Here is a 20,359-nt window from a genome sequence, read left to right on the forward strand (position 1 = left end):
CACGATAAATTAAAGCACGTCGGCCAGGGATTGCCCCTGCAATTCGATATTCAGCCCCTGCATGCCGAGATCGGTGATCTCGCCGCCCATCGCCTTCAGGCTCTCTTCCCGGATCAGGGACATCAGCCCGCGCCGCAGCGCCAGAAATTCAGACGACATCATCATGGACTGCTGGCGCGGACGTTCCAGCGGAATCGGAATCTCCGCCTTGATCGAGCCGGGACGCGCGGTCATGCAGTAGACGCGGTCGGAGAGGAAGATCGCCTCGTCGATATCGTGGGTGACGAAGAGGACCGATATCTTCAGCCGCTGCCACATATTGGTGAGGATCTGCTGCATGATCACGCGCGTCTGCGCGTCGAGCGCGCCGAACGGCTCATCCAGCAGCAGCACTTTCGGTCCCGTGGCCAGCGCGCGGACGATGCCGACGCGCTGCTTCATGCCGCCGGAAAGGCGGTCGGGATAATGCTTCTCGAACGCCTCGAGCCCGGCGAGGCCGAGCAGGGTGCGCGCCGCGCGTTCACGCTGCGAACGATCCATGCCGCGCATCTTCATGCCGAATTCGACATTTTCGCGCACCGTCTTCCAGGGGAACAATGAATATTGCTGGAACACCATGCCGCGTTCGGCGCTCGGTCCCTTCACCAGTTCGCCGTCGACGGTCACGGTGCCGGTGGTGGGCTTGAGGAAACCCGCGACCGCGTTCAGCAGCGTCGATTTCCCGCAGCCGGAGGGACCGATGATCGAAACGAATTCGCCTGGCTTGACGTGAATTTGAGTGTCGGTGACGGCTTCGAAAGAGCCGTCGATGGTCTCGTAGCTCAGCGAGAAATTTTTGACGTCGACGTGGCCTTTGGTCGTCGTTGCTGCGGCGCTCTTGGTGTCAATCAGGTTCATGCTCGCCCCCAGGGCATCACCAGCCGTCCGATGGCGCGTATCAGCAGGCTCGAGGTCAGGCCGAGCACGCCGATCGCGATCATGCCGAGCGCGATGTCGGAGTATTGGACCAGCGAATAGGCTTCCCAGGTGAAATAGCCGATGCCGTATTGGCCGGAGATCATTTCGGCCGCGATCAGCGATACCCAGGCCACGCCCATGCCCACGGTAAGTCCGGTGAAGATGTGCGGCAGCGAGGCTGGGAAATACACTTCGCGGAAGATCGCGGCTTCCCGGGCGCCGAGGCAGCGCGCGGCGCGCACCAGCACCGGATCGACCAGCGTCATCCCGTGCAACGTATTCACCAGGATCGGGAAGAACGAGCCAAGGAAGGTGATGAAGACGATGCTCTGCTCGTTGGTCGGCCACAGCATGATCGCCATCGGAACCCATGCGATCGCGGGGATCGGACGCAGCACTTCGGAGACCGGGAAGATCATTTCGTGAATCAGCTTGAACCGGCCCATCACCAGCCCGAGCGGCACCGCGACCAGCGCCGCGAGTGTGAAGCCGAGCAGGATGCGGCGGCAGCTCAACGCCACATGCATGAGAAACATCGGGTCGTGGATCGCGCGCTTGAAGCTGTCATAGACCGCAAGCGGCGAGGGTACGTTGGTGAAGCGGACGAAGAATACCACGCGGTATTTCGTTAGGAGATGCCAGGCGACCAGAAACACGATCAGCGAGATCGAGCCGACCGCGATCGCGCGCAGCCTGCCCTTGTTGAGCCGATACCAGCGTGCGGCCATCGCCCCGAACGTGGCCGTTTGGTGCGGTGGTGTCACGGCCGGCGCCTGTTCCGCCGCGGCCGCCGGAGCCTCGGCTTCCGCCGGATGCCGTACGAGCGCGGAACTGCTCACGTCTTGCCCCCACTGACGGCTGCCTTCACGGCGTCCTCGAAGCCAAGCACCTTGCCGTTGTTCTTGGCGGCGTAGGCCTCGGCATCCTTCTTCAACAGGAATGGCTCAACATCGCCGCTGCCTACGGCATAGAAGGCCTGATCGGCAAACAGCTTGATCCCGCGCGCGGTGTCGAAGACATAGGCGACGTCGATCTTCTTGCCCTTGGCCTTGAAGTCCGCATAGGCGCCGAGCGCACACATGGCGCTGCTGAAGGGCAGGATGCCTTCATCGTCAACCCACACTTCGCCGGATTTGCGAGGTTCCGTGATCGGCTTCTTGCAGAACTTGTCCTCGCCGGAGACTTCGTAGTTCTTGGTGCTGGCGAGCTCGGCGTCGTAATCGAGCTTCATCTCGGCATAGGCCTTGCGGATGTAGGAATCGGCGACCCATTTCTTTGGATCGAACTCCTTCATGCGGCCGAGGTTCTGCAGCACCTTGACGTCGGCCGCCGCGGCATCGATGAGCTGCGGCTTGACGGTCGGATCGAGCGTCATGTTGCCGCCGGGCCCGAGGAAAATGTAGACGACTTCCTTGTTGATGCCGGTCCATTCCTGGATCTTCTCGGCCGCGGCTTTCGGGTCCGCCTTGAGCCACTGATTGGCGGCGATGACCGCCTTGATATAGGCGACGACCACCTCGGGATATTTTTCCGCGAAGTCGGTGCGGACGACGACGCCGTGCCAGGTCGGGAGATTCGTCTCCACACCGTCAAAGATTTTTCGCGCAAAGCCGCGGAACGGCAACAGCTCCGCGAACGGAACGAAGTCGGCATGCGCGTCGATCTTCTTTTCCTGCAGATTGGTCGAGCCGACTTCGGGCGTCTGGCTGACCAGTTGGAAGTAGTCCGGCGGCAGCCCGCGGTCCTGCATCGCCTTCAGCACCATGCCGTGGGCAGCGGAGCCAAAGGGCACGCTGACGAGCTTGCCCTTGAGATCGGAGAGTTCGTAATAGGGCGAGTCCTTGTGGACGACGATGCCGTTGCCCGAGCCCGACAGGCTGTAGGCCGAAACCGCGATCAGGCGGCTCTTGCTGTCGGGATTGTTCTCGAAGGTGAAGCCGTTCACGATCAGCGGATAATCGCCCATCATGCCGAATTGCAGCTTGTCCGCCATCATCGCGTTGGTGACGGGCGGCCCGGAGGTGAAATTCTGCCATTCGATGTCGAATTTGATGTCGGCATATTTTCCCGTCGTCGGCAGGTATTTTTCCAGCAGATGCAGTTGCCGGATCACTGTTCCGGTCGTGACCGTGTTCGTCGTGGTATCCTGTGTGCCGATGCCGATCGTGACGGTTTCCGCTACGGCCGGCTGCGCCAGCATCAGGGCCAGAGATGCAACTGACAATGCGATCGAGAGTGCGGGAGCGTGGCGGGCCATTCTCATCCTCATTCGGTTGGATGTTCTGCGGCTACCATGATTGGTTGGCGGGGCGCTCCGGGCAAATGAGGACTGGCCGTTATGGTGGATTAGTTGCCGGGAAAAGCCCGTTGCATAGTCGTTGGGCAATTTCGGTGCTCAAAGCCAATTGCATATGCAGCGGCTTTAATCCGCAATCCTTTTAATTAATCCACCGCCTGCCCGCGCATTTCCTCCAGCACATCCGGACGGCAGACCACGATCTGGGACCGCTTGGTCAGGACGATTCGCTTTTCCTGCATCCGCTTCAGGCTGATCGTGACCCATTGCCGGGTTGCGCCCACCATATGCGCGAGATCGGCATGGGTGAACGCCGCGGCGATCACCACCCCGTCGGGATCCTCGACGCCGTAGAGATTCATCAGATGCAGCAGCAGATGCGCGAGCCGCTGCGTGATCGAACGGGTGCCCAGCATTTGCGCCAGGGCGGAATAGCATTTGCCCTTGAAGGTCAGCCCCTCGATCAGTCCGATCGCAAGATTCGGAATCTCGGTTGCTAGCGTTCGCAGCTCCTTGCCGGGAAGATGGACGACGCTGCAATTGCTCGAGGCAAGGCCCGACCATTGGTGGATGCCGCCGCCGAACACCTCCGGGCCGCCGACGAAATTGCCGGCGCGCCAATAGGCCAGCGTGATCTCGCGCCCTTGCGGCGAGGTGTAGAACACGCGGATGCGGCCGCTCTCGATCAGGTAGATGCCGTCATGCTTCGCGCCCTGGCTGAACAGCGTCTGGCCGCGGTTGAGAACCTTGCGGCGGCCCTGCTTGAGGACGATCTCCCGCTCCCGCGGCGTCAGCCTTTCGATCAGCGATGGTGGGCCGCCGATCCATTGCGGGCTTTCGGTGAGCAGCAGCGATGAGTTCGCGCTCGGTCCCGCGGGTCCGGACGCTGAAGGCGTACCGCCGCGCACTCCGCTCGCGATCTGCAACATGACTAGCCTCCGGATGACTTAGAACCAATCCAGAAAGCAGCAATCTTCATGCCAGACAACAGATCCGAGTGGTCTCCCGGGCATCCGGCCTCGGGGCCGAAAAAGCAAGTGAAATCAAAGGGTGGTGAGATCCAATAGATAGGTCTTGGGATAGATGCCGCGGTTGTGCCCGTCCGAGAAGGAAATGTTCAGGCCGTAGCCGAGATCGGCCACTTCCACGATCGCGATACCCGGGAAGTTTTGCGGAAAACGCCCGTCAAAACGCGCGCGCGTACAGTGCGCGCATTTACAGGCCGCGCGAAGCGCCTCTGCCGTAAGCGCAAGTTGTCGCCCATCCGATGTCGTCAGCGAAAGCGACGCCAGATCGGAATTCACTCCGCAATCGACCACTGTCGGTGCAACCATCGCGGCTATTGTCACGGCCAGACCCCTCGCAAAGAACAATTAAGGCGTCGCTTGCCGGTTGGATAGCAACTAATTGCCTGCCGCATCGGTCGGCCAGCCGTTTTGCTCCAAACTTTCCGGATCGGCTTCTGCTTCCGCCGCATCCTGATAAAATTCAGTGGTCGCTGATGCAGTGTTTAACCTGTCCTGGCGAAATGTGAAACTAATCGACCGGGAATCGATGTTCAGCGTTGCGCGGAATCCGTCTCTCGTCGAAACGTTCGATCGCAGTGCATGCCATGCGCTTTTGACGATCGGACAAAGCGAAGGAGAGGCGGACGATGAGCGCTTTTCAGACCGAAACAGTGCTGTCGGTACAGCATTGGACCGATTCCCTGTTCAGCTTCACCGCGACCCGCGATCCCGGCTTCCGCTTCCAGAATGGCCAGTTCGTCATGATCGGGCTTGAAATCGAAGGTCGGCCACTGCTGCGCGCCTACAGCATGGCCAGCGCCAACCACGAAGAGACACTCGAATTCTTCAGCATCAAGGTCGCCGACGGGCCGCTCACCTCTCGGCTCCAGAAAATCAGGGAAGGCGACCCGATCCTGGTCGGACGCAAGGCTACGGGCACGCTGATCACCGGAAACCTGATTCCCGGCAAACGGCTGCTGTTGCTGTCGACCGGCACGGGGCTGGCGCCGTTCGCCAGCCTGATCAAGGATCCGGATATTTACGAGAATTACGAAACCATCGTTCTGGCGCATGGTTGCCGCCAAGTCTCCGAACTCGCCTATGGCGAACGTCTCGTCGAGAAGCTCCGGCAGGATGAATTGTTCGGACCGCTGATCGCCGACAAGCTGGTCTATTATCCGACCGTGACCCGCGAGCCATTCCGCAACCGCGGCCGGATCACCGACCTGATCGCGTCGAACCAGCTTTTCCACGATGTCGGACTTTCAGGGCTCGATCGCGAGACTGATCGCGTGATGCTGTGCGGCAGCCCCGGCATGCTGGAGGAACTCCATGCCATGTTCACCGGCCACGGCTTCACCGAAGGCAATCACAGCGAGCCCGGTCATTTTGTGATCGAGAAGGCCTTCGTCGAGCGGTAGGAGCGCGCTTGCCTCTTTGTTGACCAAGGAGCCGCTTCGATAGAGGCAAATGGGCCAAACCTTGGAATTCTCGTTCCGGCGACAACTAATTGCTATCGCCGGACAGCCGCCTGAACGACCCTAGCACGATGGCGGCCACAGCGCCGGCGAACCAGGAGACAACGATGGCCATGGATGAGATAGTCGGCGGATCTTCGGAAGTATCCTGCGACGTGCTGGTGATCGGCGGCGGCACGGCCGGGCCGATGGCGGCGCTGAAGGCGAAATTGAAAAATCCGAAGGCGAATGTCGTTCTGCTGGAGAAGGCGAACGTCAAGCGCTCCGGCGCGATCTCGATGGGCATGGACGGGCTGAACAACGCCGTCATTCCCGGCTACGCGACGCCGGAGCAATACACCAAGGAAATCACCATCGCGAACGACGGTATCGTCGACCAGAAGGCGGTCTATAAATACGCGCAAAACTGTTACGGAATCATCGAGGAACTCGATAGTTTCGGCATCCGCTTTCTCAAGAACGAGAACGGTGATTACGCGGTCAAGAAGGTGCATCATATCGGCACCTATGTGCTGCCGATGCCGAACGGCGAGACGGTCAAGAAAGCGCTTTACCGGCAGCTTCGTCGTGCCCGCATCCTGATCTCGAACCGCTACATGGCGACGCGCCTGCTGACGTCGGGCGATGGCCGCGTCGCCGGCGCGATCAGCATCAACACCCGCACCGCCGAAATGCTGGTTATCAAGGCCAAGGCCGTCATTCTCTGCATGGGCGCGGCCGGCCGTCTGGGCCTGCCGACCTCGGGCTACATGTTCGGGACCTATGAAAACGCCGCCAATTCCGGCGACGGCTACGCGATGGCCTATCATGCCGGCGCCGCGCTCGCGAACCTCGAATGTTTCCAGATCAATCCGTTGATCAAGGATTACAACGGGCCGGCCTGCGCCTATGTCGCCGGCCCTTTCGGCGCGTTCACCGCCAACAACGAAGGCAACCGCTTCATCGAATGCGACTACTGGTCGGGCCAGATGATGCTCGAATTCTACAACGAACTGCTCTCCGGCAAGGGGCCGGTGTTCCTTCAGTTGAAGCATCTTCACGACAAGACCATCGAGGAGATCGAATCGACGTTGCACAAGGTCGAGCGGCCGACGCGCGGACGGTTCCAGGAGGGGCGTGGAACGAACTACCGGACCGAATCGATCGAGATGCATATCTCCGAGATCGGATTCTGTTCGGGGCACAGCGCCTCCGGCGTCTTCGTCGATGATTTCGCGCGCACCACCGTGCCGGGACTTTATGCCGCCGGCGACATGGCGAGCGTGCCGCACAATTACATGCTCGGCGCCTTCACCAATGGCTCCGTTGCCGGCACCGACGCGATGGAGTTCGCCGACAACCATGACTTCGCGGATTTCGACGCCGCCGACGTCGCCAAGGAGTACGACCGCGTGATGGCGCCGACCAGGCGAGAGGACGGCATTCCACCGAACCAGATCGAATACAAGGCCCGCCGTCTCGTGAACGATTATCTGCAACCGCCGAAGGTCACGCGCAAGTTCGAGCTTGGCCAGCGCCGCCTTGCCGAAGTGCGGCAGGATATGGAGCAGCAGATGATCGCGCGCAACGCGCACGAGCTATTGCGCGCGCTCGAGACCCAGTCGATTCTGGACTGCGCCGACATGGCCGCCCACGCATCGCTCTATCGCGAGGAAAGCCGCTGGGGCCTCTATCATTTGCGGACCGATTTCCCGGACAAGGACAACGAGAACTGGTTCTGCCACACCCTTCTGAGCAAGAAGGACGGCAGGATGACCAGCGAGAAACGTGCCGTGCAGCCTTATGTGGTCCCGGTCGCCGATGACGAGAAGGACCTCTATGACAAGCAGCGCATCCGCGCCAGCGCCTGACATTGCTGCGAACACGTCCAACAGGAGACCAATCATGCCTCTCGCCAGTTACCAGACTTCCGTGCCGGTCGTCGTCGATGACGTCAAATGCATCGCGGACAAGGGCTGCACCGTCTGCGTCGATGTCTGTCCGCTCGATGTGCTGCGCATCAGCGACATGACCGGCAAGGCCTATATGGCCTATGACGAATGCTGGTACTGCATGCCGTGCGAGGCCGATTGCCCGACCGGCGCCGTCACCGTCAATATTCCCTATCTCCTGAAGTAGAGGCTGCCATGTCGAGTCCGTTCGAATCCTACGATGATCTCGAGGACGCGGACGAGCGTCTTCAGGCCGCCGATCCCGGCGAGCGCCGCGTCGCGATCATAGCACTCGGGCAATCCGGCGATCCGGCTGCCGTCGGATATCTCAAGAACATGGTCTCTGATCCCGACGCGGGGGTGCGCCAGCAGGTCGCGATGGCGCTCGGCGAATTCGACGGCCCGGAATCGGCGGCGGCGCTGGCCCAATTGCTGGTCGATCCCGAACCGATCGTTGCCTCCGCCGCTGCCGACAGCATGGCCGAATTTAAGGATCCGGCCTGCGCCGACGCGATCCTGCCGCTGGTCACACATGGACATGCCTTCGTGCGGATGGGCGCGCTGCGGGCGCTGAAGGAGTTGCGGCGCAAGGATACGCTGAAGCCCGCGCTGGAAGCGCTGCAGGATGCGGATGCCGCGGTTCGCGTCCAGGCCATCGGCGTGATCGGCTTTCTGAAACTCGAGGAATCCATTCCGGCGCTGACCGCCTCGACCGCCGATCCGGACGCCCATGTCCGGCGCGCCGCCGTCAGCGCGCTGGCCTTTTCGCAGATGAAGCCCGCAGCCGATTCGATCACCCGCGCGTTAAAGGACGAGGACTGGATGGTCCGCGAGATGGCCGCGGAAACCCTCGGCTCGAACGCCAACGGGCTGGTCGCGGCGGATCAATTGATCGCGGCGTTGTCGGACGCATTCTGGCAGGTGCGGCTCAAGGCGATCCGAAGCCTCGGCAAGATGAAGGTCGATCGCGCGGTGCGGCCGATCGGCGGCTGCATCACGCACGAGCAGGCCAATTTGCGTAAAGAATCCGCCGCAGCGCTGGGCGAGATCGCCGATTCCGCTGCCGAGCCGTTTCTGGCGCTGGTGGCCAACGATTCCGATCCCGAGGTACGCAAGAATGCGCGCTGGGCGTTGCAGCAGATCACGGCGAGGAAAGCCAAAATCAGTTCCTGAACGGGGGCTCGACGCCGCACCGCTTGGCGCGCTATGACGGTGGTCGTTTCGGGCGACATCATCCAGGTGCGGATATGGCCGGTGAGGTCCACACCCTTCGCGGCGGCGGGATCACGGCAGCCGTCAAGGCTGACGGCGCCGAACTCTGTTCGCTGAAGAACGCCGACGGGCGTGAACTGCTGTGGCAGGCCGGACCGCAATGGCCGCGCCATTCGCCGCTGTTGTTCCCGATCGTCGGCCGTTTGAAGGACGACGTGTTGCGACACAACGGCAAAACCTACCCGATGACGCAGCACGGTTTTGCGCGCGATCTGCGGTTCGATTGGGTGGCGCGCGAGCCTGCCTCATGCGCGCTGCTCCTCACCGACAATGCGGAGACCCGCAAGCGCTATCCATTCGCGTACCGGCTGGTAGTTGCTTTCGCGGTCGCCAATTCCGGCCTCGACGTCACCTTTGAAGTGACCAATACCGGTGAGGGGATGCTGCCGGCCTCGATCGGCGCCCATCCGGCGTTCAATTGGCCGTTGCTGCCGGGTCTCGCCAAGGAAGACTACGAGATCACGTTCTCGCATGATGAGTCCGCGCCGATCCGGCGGCTGCGCGGCGGCCTGATGCGGGCGATGCCGGAAACCAGTCCGGTCAACGGCAGAAAATTGGCGCTGTCGGAGCGGCTGTTCGACGACGATGCCATCATCCTGGATCGGCTGGTGAGCACATCGGTCCGCTATGGCGCCGATCGTGGCCCATCGATCGAATTATCCTGGGACGGATTCCAGGAGCTTGGAATCTGGTCGAAGCCTGGCGGCGCGCCGTTCATCTGTGTCGAGCCCTGGCGCGGCTTTGCCAGTCCGGAGGCCATCGATGAGGACTTCATTCACAAGCCGGGCCTGATGCATATTGCTCCAGCCGAGACGCGGGTTCTGAAATATCGCGTCGGCGTCCGGGGCTGATGGCGCTGGGGTGCGCGGCGGGATCTTACCATCGGACCGATCCTGTGCGTCCTGGAACGAGTCATGCGGCTGGCGGGTTACAATCGGCATAGAATCGCTGTGAATGGAGACCGATTGCCTTGCTGAGAATGTACCGGAGCCAAAGCGACGATTGGCGAAGCGCCGGCCCCGAGCTTGCTCCGGAGATCATCTGGATCGATCTTGTGACGCCGTCGGCGGAAGAGAAGCAGTTCGTCGAACGGGTGCTGAAGATACGGGTGCCGTCCGAAGACGCGTTGAGCGAGATCGAAGCGTCGAGCCGGTTGATCTTCGATCACGGTCTGCTTTATCTCAGTTCGCCGGCCGTGCGGCAAGATGAGGACGGCGAAGCCTATTTGACATCGGTTGGATTCATCATCGGACCGCGTGCGCTCGTGACCGTTCGGTTTTCGCAGCTGTCGATTTTCGACAATGTCGCACAGCGGATTACTTCCGACGATAGTTTGCAGAACGGCATGAGCGTGTTCACGAGCCTGCTCGAAGAGATGGTCGATCGCGGCGCCGATGTTCTTGAGCATCTCGGTGCGACGATTGACGATCTGTCGAGGGCGATATTCAGGGGAGGGCTGATCCGTACGAAACGTCCGGTCCGCTCCAGCCGTAGGCTGCGTGAAGCGCTGGAGAATGTAGGTGTACTCGCGGAGCGGTTGGCCAAGGCGCGCGATGTCTTGCTCGGCGTCGGCCGGATCGCAACCTTTGCCGGTGACGTCGCCAGTGAATGGATCGTGCCCGCTGCAAGGACTCGCTTGAAGGCCGTCTCGAAGGATGTTGCCTCCCTGAGCGACTATGAGACGCGATTGTCGGACAAGATCCAGCTGCTGCTGGATGCCGTTCTCGGTTTCATCAATATCCAGCAGAACGATCTCTTCAAGATTCTAACCATCGTGTCTGTCGTCGGCGTGCCGCCGACGATTCTGGTTGGTGTCTGGGGCATGAATTTCAAGAACATGCCGGAACTGAACTGGACGCTCGGCTATCCGCTGGCCTGCCTGGCCGTGATTGCCAGCGGGCTATTGCCGTTGTTCTGGTTCAAGCGGCAGGGCTGGTTCGACTGAGGCTCGTCAAATCGGCGTAGCTGCTTCCGGTTGGTCCCGATCAATTCACCACGATATTGTTGTCGGCGATCACCTTCTGCCATTTGGCGCGCTCTTCGATCAGCAGCCGGGAGAATTCTTCCGGCGTGCTCTGCCGGGCTTCAAGGCCCATGGTCTTGAAGATGTCAGCAAGATTCGGGTCGGCAAGCGCGGCATGGATGGCGGCGTTCAGCTTTGCAACGATTTCGGGCGGCGTTTTCGGCGGCGCGAGGACGCCCCACCAGGAGACCGCTTCGAAAGCGGGCAGCCCCGACTCGGCCACGGTCGGAATATCGGGCGCGACCGACGTGCGCTTAGCGGAGGTCACTGCGATTGCCTTCAGCCGGCCGCCCTGCACCTGGGCGAGCGAGGACGGCAGCTGGTCGAACATCAGGTCGACCTGTCCGGCCATCAGATCGTTCAGCGCAGGTCCGCTGCCTTTATAGGGGACGTCGACCCAGCTGACGTTCGCCATGCTCTTGAACATCGCCGCATTCAGAAGATGCATCGTTGCGCCAGTCGCGACGTTCAGTGTGCCGGGAGCCGCCTTGGCGCGGGCGATCACGTCGCTAACGGACCTGGCATCGAAGCCCGGGCTTGAAACCAGAATGTTCGGGGCCTGCGCGACCAGCGAGACCGGCTGAAAGTCTTCAACCGGGTTGTACTGGATGTCCTTGTAGAGCAGGGGATTGATGACATGGGTGCTCGTCGTGGCCAGCACGATCGTATATCCGTCCGGCGCCGCGCGCGTCACGTAGGCCGAGCCAATCGCGCCGTCGGCGCCGCCCTTGTCCTCAACGACGACGGGCTGTCCGAGGATGGGCGACATGTATTTGGTCAGCACCCGCGCGATCAGATCGGTCGATCCGCCGACGGAAAAGGGGACGACCATCGTGACGGGGCGCGAAGGGTAGGGCGTCTGCGCGGCCGATGGAGCCGCCCCTAAAGCGAGAAGTACGGCAGCCTGCGCCGCTGCTTTGAACATCGTTTCCTCCGATCTCTTTTATATGGCAAGGAACGATATCGGGCGCGTCGCGAAGGCGCCAGCCCGGCACCTTGCTTTTTCCGAGCTCTTTGTGCGAACAGCGGCCGTGTAGCCGCCCTTCGCGCTCCAGTCAGGCGATCGTCTGGAGATAAAGGCTCGGATCGAAATATTTGCTCGCCGGCGTGAAGTCCTTGACGCCTGCGTTGGCCATGAAGAAGTCGGTCGATTGCTGCAGCCAGTTGGTCACGGTGGCGTCCGAATAGAGCCGCTTCCAGTCGCGGGAAGAGAACATCTTCTGCGCCTTGAACTGCTCATTGATGTCGGAGAGCGGGGTCTGGCTGTAATGCGCCTTTTGCAAGGCTTCCATCGCTTCCTTGCTGTTCCCGATGATGTAGTCGTTGGCCTCCGCCCATCCCTTGATCAGCTTGGCGAGTGTTTCCTTGTTGGGCTCATAATAGTCGTTGGCGGCGGCCCAGCCGCCGACGATCGCGGCTTGCGGATAAAAGGCGGACGCGTCCGCAAGCTTGACCGCGCCGGGGACCTTGTCGCGCACGGTGATGTTGAAGGGCACCCAGAGCGCCACGGCCGGAACGGCGCCGGAGATGAACGACGTCACCGCCGCGGGCATGCTCTGGTTGAGCAACTCGACATCCTTGGGGTCGATTTTGTTGGCGCGCAGCGCCTTGTCGAGGAAGACATGCGCGGTGGTGCCGGTTGCGGTCGCAATGCGTTTGCCTTTCAGATCCGCGAAGGTCTTGATGCCCTGATCGGCCCGCACCCAAAGCTGCGCGGTTGCGACCTCGATGTCGTTGATCAGGAACACCTTGCCCTGGTTGCGCGCCGGGAAATTCGAGAGCACCGCGCCGGTGGCGAGTACGTCGAGGCTGCCGCCGATCAGGGCCTGGAAGATTTCGAGCCCGGTATTGAATTGGCGCAGTTCGAGATCGAGCCCCTGCTTGTCGAAAAAGCCCTGGTCCATGCCAGTCCAGATCTGGCCGTCGACCGCAACCGTGTGGAGATAGCCGACGCGGATTTTTGTCTTGGCCTGCGCGATCGCGGGTGCGGAAGTTGCAAAGGCCCCAAGCGCAACGCCGGCCGTTGTCGTCAGAAATTGACGCCGATCCATGGTTTTCTCCCTCCGTTTGATTTTATCTATTATTCCGAAAATGACACCGGGCGCATCTGCGCTTGCTGTGCCCGGTATTCGTTCATGACGAGTTCGCGGATGTGGCTGCGCAACTCGCCGAATTCGGCCCGCTCCTGAATCGATTCGTCGCGCGGATAGGCAAATGGGACCTCGATGATCTCCTTGATCCGGGCCGGGCGCGCCGTCACCACCACGATACGGGAGGCGAGATAAATCGCTTCCTCGACCGAATGGGTGATCAGCATGACGGTCTTGCCCTCGGTCGCCAGCACCCGAAGCAGCAGGTTCTGCATATTGGACCGGGTCTGGGCATCGAGCGCGCCGAACGGCTCGTCCATCAGGAGAAATTGCGGCTTCACGGCATAGGCCCGCGCGATGGCGAGCCGCTGCCGCATCCCACCGGACAGGTGCTTCGGATAGGAATTGGCGAAATCCGAAAGGCCCATGAGGTCAAGATAGTGTGCGCAAATCTGCTCGCGTTCGGTGGCGGCGACATGGTTGGCCTTCAGTTGCAGGCCGAAGGCGATGTTCTGCTTCACCGTCAGCCACGGGAATACACCATATTCCTGAAAAATGACGCCACGTTCGGGACCCGGTCCCTTCACGGGGCTGCCGTCGAACAGCACCTGGCCGGTGGTCGGTTTCTGAAAGCCGGCCAGCATGCTCATCATCGTGGTCTTGCCGCAGCCGGATGGACCGATCACGGCGATGAAATCGCCGTCGTTGATGTCGTAGGTGACGTCCTCGACGACCTTGAGCGGACCCTTCGGCGTGCCGAAGGTCAGCGACACGTGATTGAACTGTACGCGCCTGGCGCTTGTCGCGGTTGTGTTCATGACGCGGCTCGTTCCTGCCACGCCAGCAGGCGGGCGCTGATCTTGCGCAGGATCAAGTCCATGACCAGCGCGATGAGGCCGATGCAGATGATGCCGACATAGATGACGTCGAGCAGGAAATAGGTCGAGGCATTCTGGATCATGGCGCCGAGCCCGCGTTGCGCGGCGACGAGTTCGGAGGCCACGAGCGTTGCCCAAGCCACACCGAGCGCCACGCGCAGTGCGGTTAGGATGTGCGGCACCGTGAGCGGAATGATGACTTTGCGGAAGATCTCAAATTCGCCGGCGCCGAGCGTTTTCGCGACGCGTATATAGAGCGGGGTGATCTGCGCGACGCCTTCGTACATCACGATGACGCCGGAAAAGAACGAGGCATAAAACAGGATCACCAACTTTGCGACCTCGTCGATTCCGAAATAGACGATGACCAGCGGAATCAGCGCGATCGGAGGCAGGGCGCGAAAGAAATTGATCATGGGATCGGCGAAGGTGCGCGCCGGCCGGTACCAGCCAAGTAGGAATCCGACGGGAACGGCGGCGGAGATGCCGAGCGCGACCCCTATCAAGACGCGGCGGGTCGAAGCGTAGATATCGATCAGCAGGCCTTCATGCAGCAACAGCTCGACGAATTTCGCTGCGACTTGGTGTGGCGCGGGGATCAGTGCGGCGTTGACTAAACCGCTCCAGCGCACGGCATACCAAAGCACGACCGCGCCGACCCACGGTGTGAGCCCCAATAAAAAGCGTCTCGCGACACTTCCCTTCATATCTGGCGTTTCCGGTTGCAATTACGGTTGAACTGGACAAGGTCATATTATAGATAGGATGACCATACAAGAGGCGTCGAGCCGCACTTTCGGATGACGGGAATGACATCGCAGATCTTTACCATCCGGAGCGTCCAGGCCTTCTGCTACCGCTATCCCCTGGCGACGCCGGTCGTTACTTCGTTCGGCCGGATGTTGAACCGGCCCGCGGTGTTCGTTCGGGTCGAGGACGGGGACGGCCATGCCGGCTGGGGCGAAGTCTGGTCGAATTTTCCATCGACCGGCGCCGAGCACCGCGCGCGGCTCGTCAACGAAGTGCTGGCGCCGGGCATATGCGGGCGTGCCGTCAGCGAACCATCGGAAATTTTTGAGGCCGTGACGCAGGGCACCTCGGTGCTCGCGCTGCAATCCGGCGAGCCCGGACCGTTCGCGCAGGCGATTGCGGGCATCGATCTCGCGATCTGGGATCTCGTCGCGCGGCGCCGCAACACGGCGTTGTGGAAGCTGCTTGGCGGCCAAGGAAATATGATCAAGGTCTATGCTAGCGGCATCAACCCAACCGGCTCTCGTGAGACGGCCGAAGCCGCGATGAGCCGGGGGCATCGCGCGTTGAAATTGAAAATCGGTTTCGAGCCAGCGGCCGATCGCGCCAATTTGGCGGCGCTTCGTGCGCTGGTGGGTACCGGTATGCTGGCGGCCGACGCCAATCAGGGCTGGTCGATCGAGCGCGCGCTGGAGCTTGTCCCTGCGCTAGCCGAATTCGATCTTGCCTGGCTGGAAGAACCCATTCGTGCGGATCGGCCGTGGCAGGAATGGCAGGCTTTGCGCAAACGCAGCGAGGTGCCGATTGCGGCGGGCGAGAATATCGCAAGCCGTGAGGGCTTCGCGCAGGTGCTTGGCGATAACGTATTGTCTGTGGTGCAGCCCGACATCGCCAAATGGGGCGGATTGACCGCCTGCGCCGCGATCGCGCGCGATATCCTGACAGCTGGCAAAAGGTTCTGTCCGCATTATCTCGGTGGCGGCATTGGGTTGCTGACGTCGGCGCATCTGCTCGCCGGTGTTGGCGGCGACGGCTTGCTGGAGGTCGATGCCAACGACAACCCGCTACGGGATCGCTTGTGCGGTCCGGTCGCCGATGTGAGCGATGGCACGGTGACGTTGGGCGACGATCCGGGCCTCGGCATCGAGCCCGATCTTTCCTCGATTGAACAATACCGGACAGCGTGATCGGGCGGGAATTGCATATGGCGGCGCAAGGGTATGACTACATCATCGTCGGCGCCGGCTCTGCCGGTTGCGTGGTGGCGAACCGGCTCTCCGCCGATCCGTCCTGCCGTGTGCTGCTGCTGGAAGCCGGCGGATCGGACCGTGATTTCTGGCTCAAGCTTCCGGTCGGCTACTATCGGACCATCTATAACGAGCGCTTTTCTCGCCTGTTCAAGACAGAGCCGAGCGAGGCGACCGGCGGGCGCGCGATCGTGTGGCCGCGCGGCCGCGTCATCGGCGGCTCGTCGTCGATCAACGGCCTGATCTTCATCCGCGGCCAGCACGAAGATTTCGACGATTGGGAGCGCATGGGCGCGACCGGCTGGAATTATCGCGAACTGCTGCCGTATTTCCGCCGTTACGAACGCTACCGCGGCGGGGAAAGCCAGTATCATGGCGGCCTCGGCGAATTCGAGGTGTCGGAGTTGCGCAGCAACAATCGCGCTTCCGCGGCGTGGGTGGAGGCCGGCGTCGAATACGGGCTGCCACGCAATCCGGATTTTAATGGAGAGACGACGTTCGGCGTCGGGGCCTATCAGCTCGGTATCGGGCGGCGCTGGCGCAGCAGCGCGGCGTCGGCGTTCCTGCGCCCGGCGGCGCCGCGGCAGAATCTGACTATCATCACCGGCGCACAGGTCAGCAAGGTGACGTTTCGGGGACGTGTCGCCGCCGGCGTGGAATGGATCATGGGCGGTCAGGCGTTCAACGCGAGTGCCGACCGCGAGGTCATCCTGTCGGCGGGGGCGTTGCAGTCGCCGCAGATCCTGCAGCTCTCGGGTGTCGGTCCAGCCGATCTGCTGGGTGGACTTGGCATTCCCGTCATCGCCGACGCGCCCGAGGTCGGAAAGAATTTGCAGGATCATTATCAGGCCCGGCTGATCGTCCGCCTGAAGGAACGGATATCGCTCAACGACCAGGTTCGTAATCCCGTCGAACTCACCAGGATGGGCCTGCAATGGCTGCTCGCCGGCAGCGGTCCTTTGACGGTGGGCGCGGGGCAGGTCGGCGGCGCCGCCTGTACCGAACATGCGATCGGCGGCCGACCCGACGTGCAGTTCAACGTCATGCCGCTCTCGGTCGACAAGCCCGGTGATCCCCTGCACAGCTATTCCGGGTTCACCGCGTCGACCTGGCAGTGCCACGGCAAATCGCGCGGCCAGCTCGCGATCCGCTCGACCGATCCGTTCGAGCAGCCGCGGATCGAGCCGAATTATTTTGCCGAGGAGATCGACCGCAAGACGATTGTTTCAGGCCTGGGGATTCTGCGCGATATCTATCGGCAGAAATCGTTCCGCAATCTCTGGGACATCGAGGTTGTGCCGGGTGAGGCGGTGAACAGCCCGGCCGGCCTTTGGGAGTTCGCGCGCAATACGGGGGGGACGGTGTTTCACTGCGTCGGCACCTGCCGGATGGGCAGCGATGAACAATCCGTGCTCGACCCGCAATTGCGTGTCCGTGGCGTGGAGAAGCTGCGCGTGATCGATGCGTCGGTGATGCCGCAGGTCACCTCCGCCAACACCAATGCGACCAGCCTGATGATCGGGGAAAGAGGCGCCGCTCTTGTTCTGGCATAGCTGATTGTTTCTGAACCTTTGAGGACGTGAGATGGAATTGATCTCCGACAGTCACGTTCCGAAATACGCGCAAATCGCCGATATTTTCCGGCAGCGGATTGCACGCGGCATCTGGGCGCAGGGCTTTCGCCTGCCGGCCAACGAATTGCTGGCGACCGAATTCGGCGTCTCCCGCGTCACCATTCGCCAGGCTGTGGAGCTGCTGGCGCGTGACGGCGTGGTCGAAGCCCAGCAGGGCCGTGGCACTTTCGTTACGGGCATGGTGAAGCAGGATCGCTGGCTCAAGGTCGAGACTACGCTTAGCGATCTTGCAGAGGTCTATCGCGACACCTCGCCGGAGATTATCAACATCTCGGAAAGCCGCACCGACGCGCCGCTGCTGCCCGGAGATGGCAAGCCCGCGACCAAATACGTCTTCATGCGCCGCGTCCATTCGCGCGACAAACGGCCTTATTGCGTGATCTCGATCTATCTCGACGAGAAGATCTTTCGACGGTCGCCCAAACGCTTCCGCAGCGAGACCGTGATCCCGATTCTGAACGATCTGCGCGATCCCGCCATCAAGCACGCGCGGCAGACACTGACGATCGGCACGGCGGATCTGGAGGCGGCAAAATTGTTGCAGGTTCCGCTGAATTCGCCAGTCGCCGAAGTCAGGCGCGTGTTCACCTCCGCCGACCGCACCGTGATCTATCTCGGCGAGGTCACCTATCGTGGCGACTTCGTGCGGATCGATATGGACCTTCGGCCATAGGATAGTCTACCGGAAGAACAGTTCCTGATTGCGCCGTTCCAATTCCTCGCCATAGGTTCGCAGCACATGCGCTTCGCTGACCGTGCCGATTGTGGCGCGATGATCGGCGCGATCGACGACAGCAAGCACATCGGCCTCGGAACGCTCGAAAGTCGCCATGATGTCGCGGATCGAGGCATTCGGCAGCAGGAATTCGTCTTGCTGGCGGGCGATCGTCGCCAGCGGAAGATTGTCGTCGGTCGCGATCGAGTGCAGATCGGCCGAGGTTACGATGCCCGCATAGACGCCGTTGGGATCGCGTAGCACGATCTGCTTGACTTGGGCCGGTGAAAACATCTTTTGCGCTTCCGCGACCGGCATCGCGCTCAGCGCGTTTTCGAAGTCGGAGCGCATCAGCGAGGTGGCGTTCAACTGCCGGACCCAGCCGACATCCTGCGGCCCGCGAATGACTTCGCCGCGCAGGTGGAAGCGCCAGGTCGCGAAGCTGTAGCCGAACAATTCCCGCACGATCAGCGCGCAGACCGAGGAGGCGACCACGGCGCCCACCGTCACCGAGAAATCGCCGGTGATCTCGAGCGCGAGACACACCATGCTGAAGGGCGCGCCGAGCACGCCGGTGCCGAACGCCGCGAGTCCCGCGATCGCCGCCGTGCCTGGCTGCAAGGCGAGATCGGGAAACGGGCTGCTCAGCACGACGCTGTAAAGCTGGCCGGTCAACGCGCCCAGCATCAGCGAAGCAAAGAACAACCCGCCGCGAAAGCCGGACCCCAGCGATAGCGCCGAGGCCAACATCTTGAAAATGATCGTCGTCGTCAGCAGCAGCCAGGTCGGGTTGCTGACGAGCAGAATCTGCATCGCGCCGTGGCCGGCGCCGAGCACTGTGGGGGTAAGGAGCGCCAGCGAGCCGAGCAGGACTCCTCCCACCATTGGTCTCAGGAAGCCGTTGAAGAGCGACAGTTTCTGAAAGCATCGCTCGGAAAACGCCACCGCGAGCATCTCGATGATGCTGGCGAAGGCGCAGATCACGCCGATCAGGGCGGTCTGACCGATCATCTCGACGGAAACCGCCGAAGGGAAGCCTGGCACCATCAGGAACGATTGATGCGCGAGGTGCCGGGTCACCAGCCAGGATGCCACCGCGCTGGCGATGACCGGCACCAGGCTGGCCGATGTATAAGCGCCGAGCACGACTTCGAAGGCAAAGAAGGTGCCGGCGAGCGGCGCGGAGAAGGCCGCGCTGATCGCGCCGGCCGCGCCGCAGGCGACCAATAGCCGCATGTCGTTGCGGCGCGCGGCCAGCCGCTGCCCGATATGCGAGCCGAACGCCGCGCAGATCTGGGTGTAGCCGGCCTCAAGGCCGACCGATCCGCCGAACCCGTTGGAGAGCAGGGTCTGCACCGAGATCAGGATGCTGCCGCGAAAGGACACACGGCCGCCATAGAGCGCGTTGGCCTCGATCGCGTCGGCGAGCTGCTGTCCCTTGAGCCGGCCAGCGGCGATCACGCCGATGATCGCCAGCACGAGCCCGCCAAGGGTCGGGATCAGCAGGGTGCGCTGCCAGGAAATGACACCGGTAGCGCTGAGGCGCGCATCGAAGGGAATGTCGAACAACAGGGCATGCGCGATCTCGCTCAGATGCGCGATGGTTGCAACCAATAGCCCGCTAAGAAGGCCGATCACGATGGCGATCGTGACCAGGCCGGTTTCGAAATTACGTACAAAATTGCGCAAGCCCAGCGGCAGCAGGTAGGAGGTGGGCCGCTTGGCGGCATCGGGTGCGGCGATCGTGGTCATGCTGCACCTTGCGCCATGCCGGAACGAACGACGCAGAGTCCAGGGTCTTCGATGCGATTTGGCCCGCAACGGCGGGAGCTACCCTTGGTCATCGAAAGTTCAGCGATACGTCATCGCGCTCCGTTCCGCTTTGCCTTCGCCAAGCGCGGTTTAAGCCTGTGTTCTGTGCTTTCGCAGAGGCAATGCAGCCTGCGGCCTTCATCAATCCGAGGATTTTTCGCGTGATATCACACCATGGCGATTTGCCCAGACCTTTATATCGTTAACGGTGTTTTCCGATGTCGCGAACGCATCCGGCTTGGGCGGCGGTGCGCGCGCTGCCCGCCCGA

Annotated in this window: 19 protein-coding genes; 9 read left to right on the forward strand and 10 right to left on the reverse strand. The window is 61.8% G+C overall.

The features are described 5' to 3' along the window. Positions 1-9 precede the first annotated feature (9 nt). The 5 genes from HB630_RS02470 to HB630_RS02490 all read right to left on the reverse strand — a co-directional run bounded on the left by HB630_RS02470 (position 10) and on the right by HB630_RS02490 (position 4,587). Positions 10-897 (reverse strand): ABC transporter ATP-binding protein, encoded by an 888-nt coding sequence (locus HB630_RS02470; protein WP_213769836.1) that lies wholly within the window; start codon positions 895-897, stop codon positions 10-12. Beyond that, positions 894-1,796, reverse strand: coding sequence for an ABC transporter permease subunit (locus tag HB630_RS02475; protein WP_213769837.1), 903 nt, complete (start codon positions 1,794-1,796; stop codon positions 894-896). The genes HB630_RS02470 and HB630_RS02475 overlap by 4 nt, the downstream gene beginning before the upstream one ends. Further along, the gene (locus HB630_RS02480) at positions 1,793-3,214 is read right to left on the reverse strand and encodes an ABC transporter substrate-binding protein (protein WP_213769838.1); all 1,422 of its coding nucleotides are present in this window, start codon (positions 3,212-3,214) and stop codon (positions 1,793-1,795) included. The genes HB630_RS02475 and HB630_RS02480 overlap by 4 nt, the downstream gene beginning before the upstream one ends. A 185-nt stretch (positions 3,215-3,399) precedes the next feature. Continuing rightward, entirely contained in the window at positions 3,400-4,182 is a 783-nt protein-coding gene (locus HB630_RS02485; protein WP_213769839.1) for a Crp/Fnr family transcriptional regulator, read from the reverse strand. Positions 4,183-4,296: 114 nt separating this feature from the next. Next, positions 4,297-4,587 (reverse strand): DUF971 domain-containing protein, encoded by a 291-nt coding sequence (locus tag HB630_RS02490; protein ID WP_213769840.1) that lies wholly within the window; start codon positions 4,585-4,587, stop codon positions 4,297-4,299. A gap of 320 nt (positions 4,588-4,907) precedes the next feature. On the opposite strand from HB630_RS02490, the gene HB630_RS02495 reads away from it, so the two are divergent. The 6 genes from HB630_RS02495 to HB630_RS02520 all read left to right on the forward strand — a co-directional run bounded on the left by HB630_RS02495 (position 4,908) and on the right by HB630_RS02520 (position 10,886). After that, the gene (locus HB630_RS02495) at positions 4,908-5,681 is read left to right on the forward strand and encodes a ferredoxin--NADP reductase (protein ID WP_213769841.1); all 774 of its coding nucleotides are present in this window, start codon (positions 4,908-4,910) and stop codon (positions 5,679-5,681) included. A 164-nt stretch (positions 5,682-5,845) separates the two neighbouring features. Then, a complete protein-coding gene (locus HB630_RS02500) occupies positions 5,846-7,588 on the forward strand; it encodes a fumarate reductase/succinate dehydrogenase flavoprotein subunit (RefSeq protein ID WP_213769843.1) in 1,743 nt (580 codons plus the stop codon). A 34-nt stretch (positions 7,589-7,622) separates the two neighbouring features. Next, positions 7,623-7,856 carry a ferredoxin family protein gene (locus HB630_RS02505; protein ID WP_213769844.1) on the forward strand — a complete coding sequence of 78 codons (234 nt, stop codon included), beginning with the start codon at positions 7,623-7,625 and terminating at the stop codon, positions 7,854-7,856. Positions 7,857-7,864: 8 nt separating this feature from the next. After that, on the forward strand, positions 7,865-8,842 hold the full coding sequence (locus tag HB630_RS02510; protein ID WP_213769845.1) for a HEAT repeat domain-containing protein: 978 nt from the start codon (positions 7,865-7,867) through the stop codon (positions 8,840-8,842). A 74-nt stretch (positions 8,843-8,916) separates the two neighbouring features. Beyond that, entirely contained in the window at positions 8,917-9,792 is an 876-nt protein-coding gene (locus HB630_RS02515; protein WP_213769846.1) for an aldose 1-epimerase family protein, read from the forward strand. A 128-nt stretch (positions 9,793-9,920) separates the two neighbouring features. Then, complete coding sequence (locus tag HB630_RS02520) at positions 9,921-10,886, forward strand: magnesium transporter CorA family protein (protein ID WP_249780669.1); 966 nt, start codon at positions 9,921-9,923, stop codon at positions 10,884-10,886. 40 nt (positions 10,887-10,926) lie between these two features. On the opposite strand, the gene HB630_RS02525 is transcribed toward HB630_RS02520, so the two are convergent. The 4 genes from HB630_RS02525 to HB630_RS02540 all read right to left on the reverse strand — a co-directional run bounded on the left by HB630_RS02525 (position 10,927) and on the right by HB630_RS02540 (position 14,639). Further along, the gene (locus HB630_RS02525; RefSeq protein WP_213769848.1) at positions 10,927-11,889 is read right to left on the reverse strand and encodes a tripartite tricarboxylate transporter substrate binding protein; all 963 of its coding nucleotides are present in this window, start codon (positions 11,887-11,889) and stop codon (positions 10,927-10,929) included. 130 nt (positions 11,890-12,019) lie between these two features. Beyond that, entirely contained in the window at positions 12,020-13,015 is a 996-nt protein-coding gene (locus HB630_RS02530; protein WP_213769849.1) for an ABC transporter substrate-binding protein, read from the reverse strand. Positions 13,016-13,044: 29 nt separating this feature from the next. Then, a complete protein-coding gene (locus HB630_RS02535) occupies positions 13,045-13,872 on the reverse strand; it encodes an ABC transporter ATP-binding protein (RefSeq protein ID WP_213769850.1) in 828 nt (275 codons plus the stop codon). Then, on the reverse strand, positions 13,869-14,639 hold the full coding sequence (locus tag HB630_RS02540) for an ABC transporter permease (protein WP_213769851.1): 771 nt from the start codon (positions 14,637-14,639) through the stop codon (positions 13,869-13,871). The genes HB630_RS02535 and HB630_RS02540 overlap by 4 nt, the downstream gene beginning before the upstream one ends. A 102-nt stretch (positions 14,640-14,741) precedes the next feature. On the opposite strand from HB630_RS02540, the gene HB630_RS02545 reads away from it, so the two are divergent. The 3 genes from HB630_RS02545 to HB630_RS02555 are packed head-to-tail and all read left to right on the forward strand — an operon-like array spanning position 14,742 to position 18,236. Continuing rightward, positions 14,742-15,869 carry a mandelate racemase/muconate lactonizing enzyme family protein gene (locus tag HB630_RS02545; protein ID WP_213769852.1) on the forward strand — a complete coding sequence of 376 codons (1,128 nt, stop codon included), beginning with the start codon at positions 14,742-14,744 and terminating at the stop codon, positions 15,867-15,869. A gap of 17 nt (positions 15,870-15,886) precedes the next feature. After that, entirely contained in the window at positions 15,887-17,482 is a 1,596-nt protein-coding gene (locus tag HB630_RS02550) for a GMC family oxidoreductase N-terminal domain-containing protein (RefSeq protein ID WP_213769853.1), read from the forward strand. 31 nt (positions 17,483-17,513) lie between these two features. Beyond that, entirely contained in the window at positions 17,514-18,236 is a 723-nt protein-coding gene (locus HB630_RS02555) for a GntR family transcriptional regulator (RefSeq protein ID WP_213769854.1), read from the forward strand. Positions 18,237-18,242: 6 nt separating this feature from the next. Here HB630_RS02555 and HB630_RS02560 read toward each other — a convergent pair whose 3' ends face one another. Beyond that, complete coding sequence (locus HB630_RS02560; protein ID WP_213769855.1) at positions 18,243-20,030, reverse strand: chloride channel protein; 1,788 nt, start codon at positions 20,028-20,030, stop codon at positions 18,243-18,245. Positions 20,031-20,359 lie beyond the last annotated feature (329 nt).

It is taken from the genome of Bradyrhizobium sp. dw_78, from assembly GCF_018449525.1.
GTDB lineage: Bacteria > Pseudomonadota > Alphaproteobacteria > Rhizobiales > Xanthobacteraceae > Bradyrhizobium.

What these genes read in the sequence shown, in the direction of transcription:
- HB630_RS02525 (WP_213769848.1), bottom strand. Translation starts at nt 11,889, where the DNA reads ATGTTCAAAGCAGCGGCGCAGGCTGCCGTACTTCTCGCTTTAGGGGCG.
- HB630_RS02500 (WP_213769843.1), top strand. Translation starts at nt 5,846, where the DNA reads ATGGCCATGGATGAGATAGTCGGCGGATCTTCGGAAGTATCCTGCGAC.
- HB630_RS02485 (WP_213769839.1), bottom strand. Translation starts at nt 4,182, where the DNA reads ATGTTGCAGATCGCGAGCGGAGTGCGCGGCGGTACGCCTTCAGCGTCC.
- HB630_RS02540 (WP_213769851.1), bottom strand. Translation starts at nt 14,639, where the DNA reads ATGAAGGGAAGTGTCGCGAGACGCTTTTTATTGGGGCTCACACCGTGG.
- HB630_RS02555 (WP_213769854.1), top strand. Translation starts at nt 17,514, where the DNA reads ATGGAATTGATCTCCGACAGTCACGTTCCGAAATACGCGCAAATCGCC.
- HB630_RS02545 (WP_213769852.1), top strand. Translation starts at nt 14,742, where the DNA reads ATGACATCGCAGATCTTTACCATCCGGAGCGTCCAGGCCTTCTGCTAC.
- HB630_RS02505 (WP_213769844.1), top strand. Translation starts at nt 7,623, where the DNA reads ATGCCTCTCGCCAGTTACCAGACTTCCGTGCCGGTCGTCGTCGATGAC.
- HB630_RS02480 (WP_213769838.1), bottom strand. Translation starts at nt 3,214, where the DNA reads ATGGCCCGCCACGCTCCCGCACTCTCGATCGCATTGTCAGTTGCATCT.
- HB630_RS02490 (WP_213769840.1), bottom strand. Translation starts at nt 4,587, where the DNA reads ATGGTTGCACCGACAGTGGTCGATTGCGGAGTGAATTCCGATCTGGCG.
- HB630_RS02495 (WP_213769841.1), top strand. Translation starts at nt 4,908, where the DNA reads ATGAGCGCTTTTCAGACCGAAACAGTGCTGTCGGTACAGCATTGGACC.
- HB630_RS02510 (WP_213769845.1), top strand. Translation starts at nt 7,865, where the DNA reads ATGTCGAGTCCGTTCGAATCCTACGATGATCTCGAGGACGCGGACGAG.
- HB630_RS02520 (WP_249780669.1), top strand. Translation starts at nt 9,921, where the DNA reads ATGTACCGGAGCCAAAGCGACGATTGGCGAAGCGCCGGCCCCGAGCTT.
- HB630_RS02530 (WP_213769849.1), bottom strand. Translation starts at nt 13,015, where the DNA reads ATGGATCGGCGTCAATTTCTGACGACAACGGCCGGCGTTGCGCTTGGG.
- HB630_RS02560 (WP_213769855.1), bottom strand. Translation starts at nt 20,030, where the DNA reads ATGACCACGATCGCCGCACCCGATGCCGCCAAGCGGCCCACCTCCTAC.
- HB630_RS02550 (WP_213769853.1), top strand. Translation starts at nt 15,887, where the DNA reads ATGGCGGCGCAAGGGTATGACTACATCATCGTCGGCGCCGGCTCTGCC.
- HB630_RS02515 (WP_213769846.1), top strand. Translation starts at nt 8,917, where the DNA reads ATGGCCGGTGAGGTCCACACCCTTCGCGGCGGCGGGATCACGGCAGCC.
- HB630_RS02535 (WP_213769850.1), bottom strand. Translation starts at nt 13,872, where the DNA reads ATGAACACAACCGCGACAAGCGCCAGGCGCGTACAGTTCAATCACGTG.
- HB630_RS02470 (WP_213769836.1), bottom strand. Translation starts at nt 897, where the DNA reads ATGAACCTGATTGACACCAAGAGCGCCGCAGCAACGACGACCAAAGGC.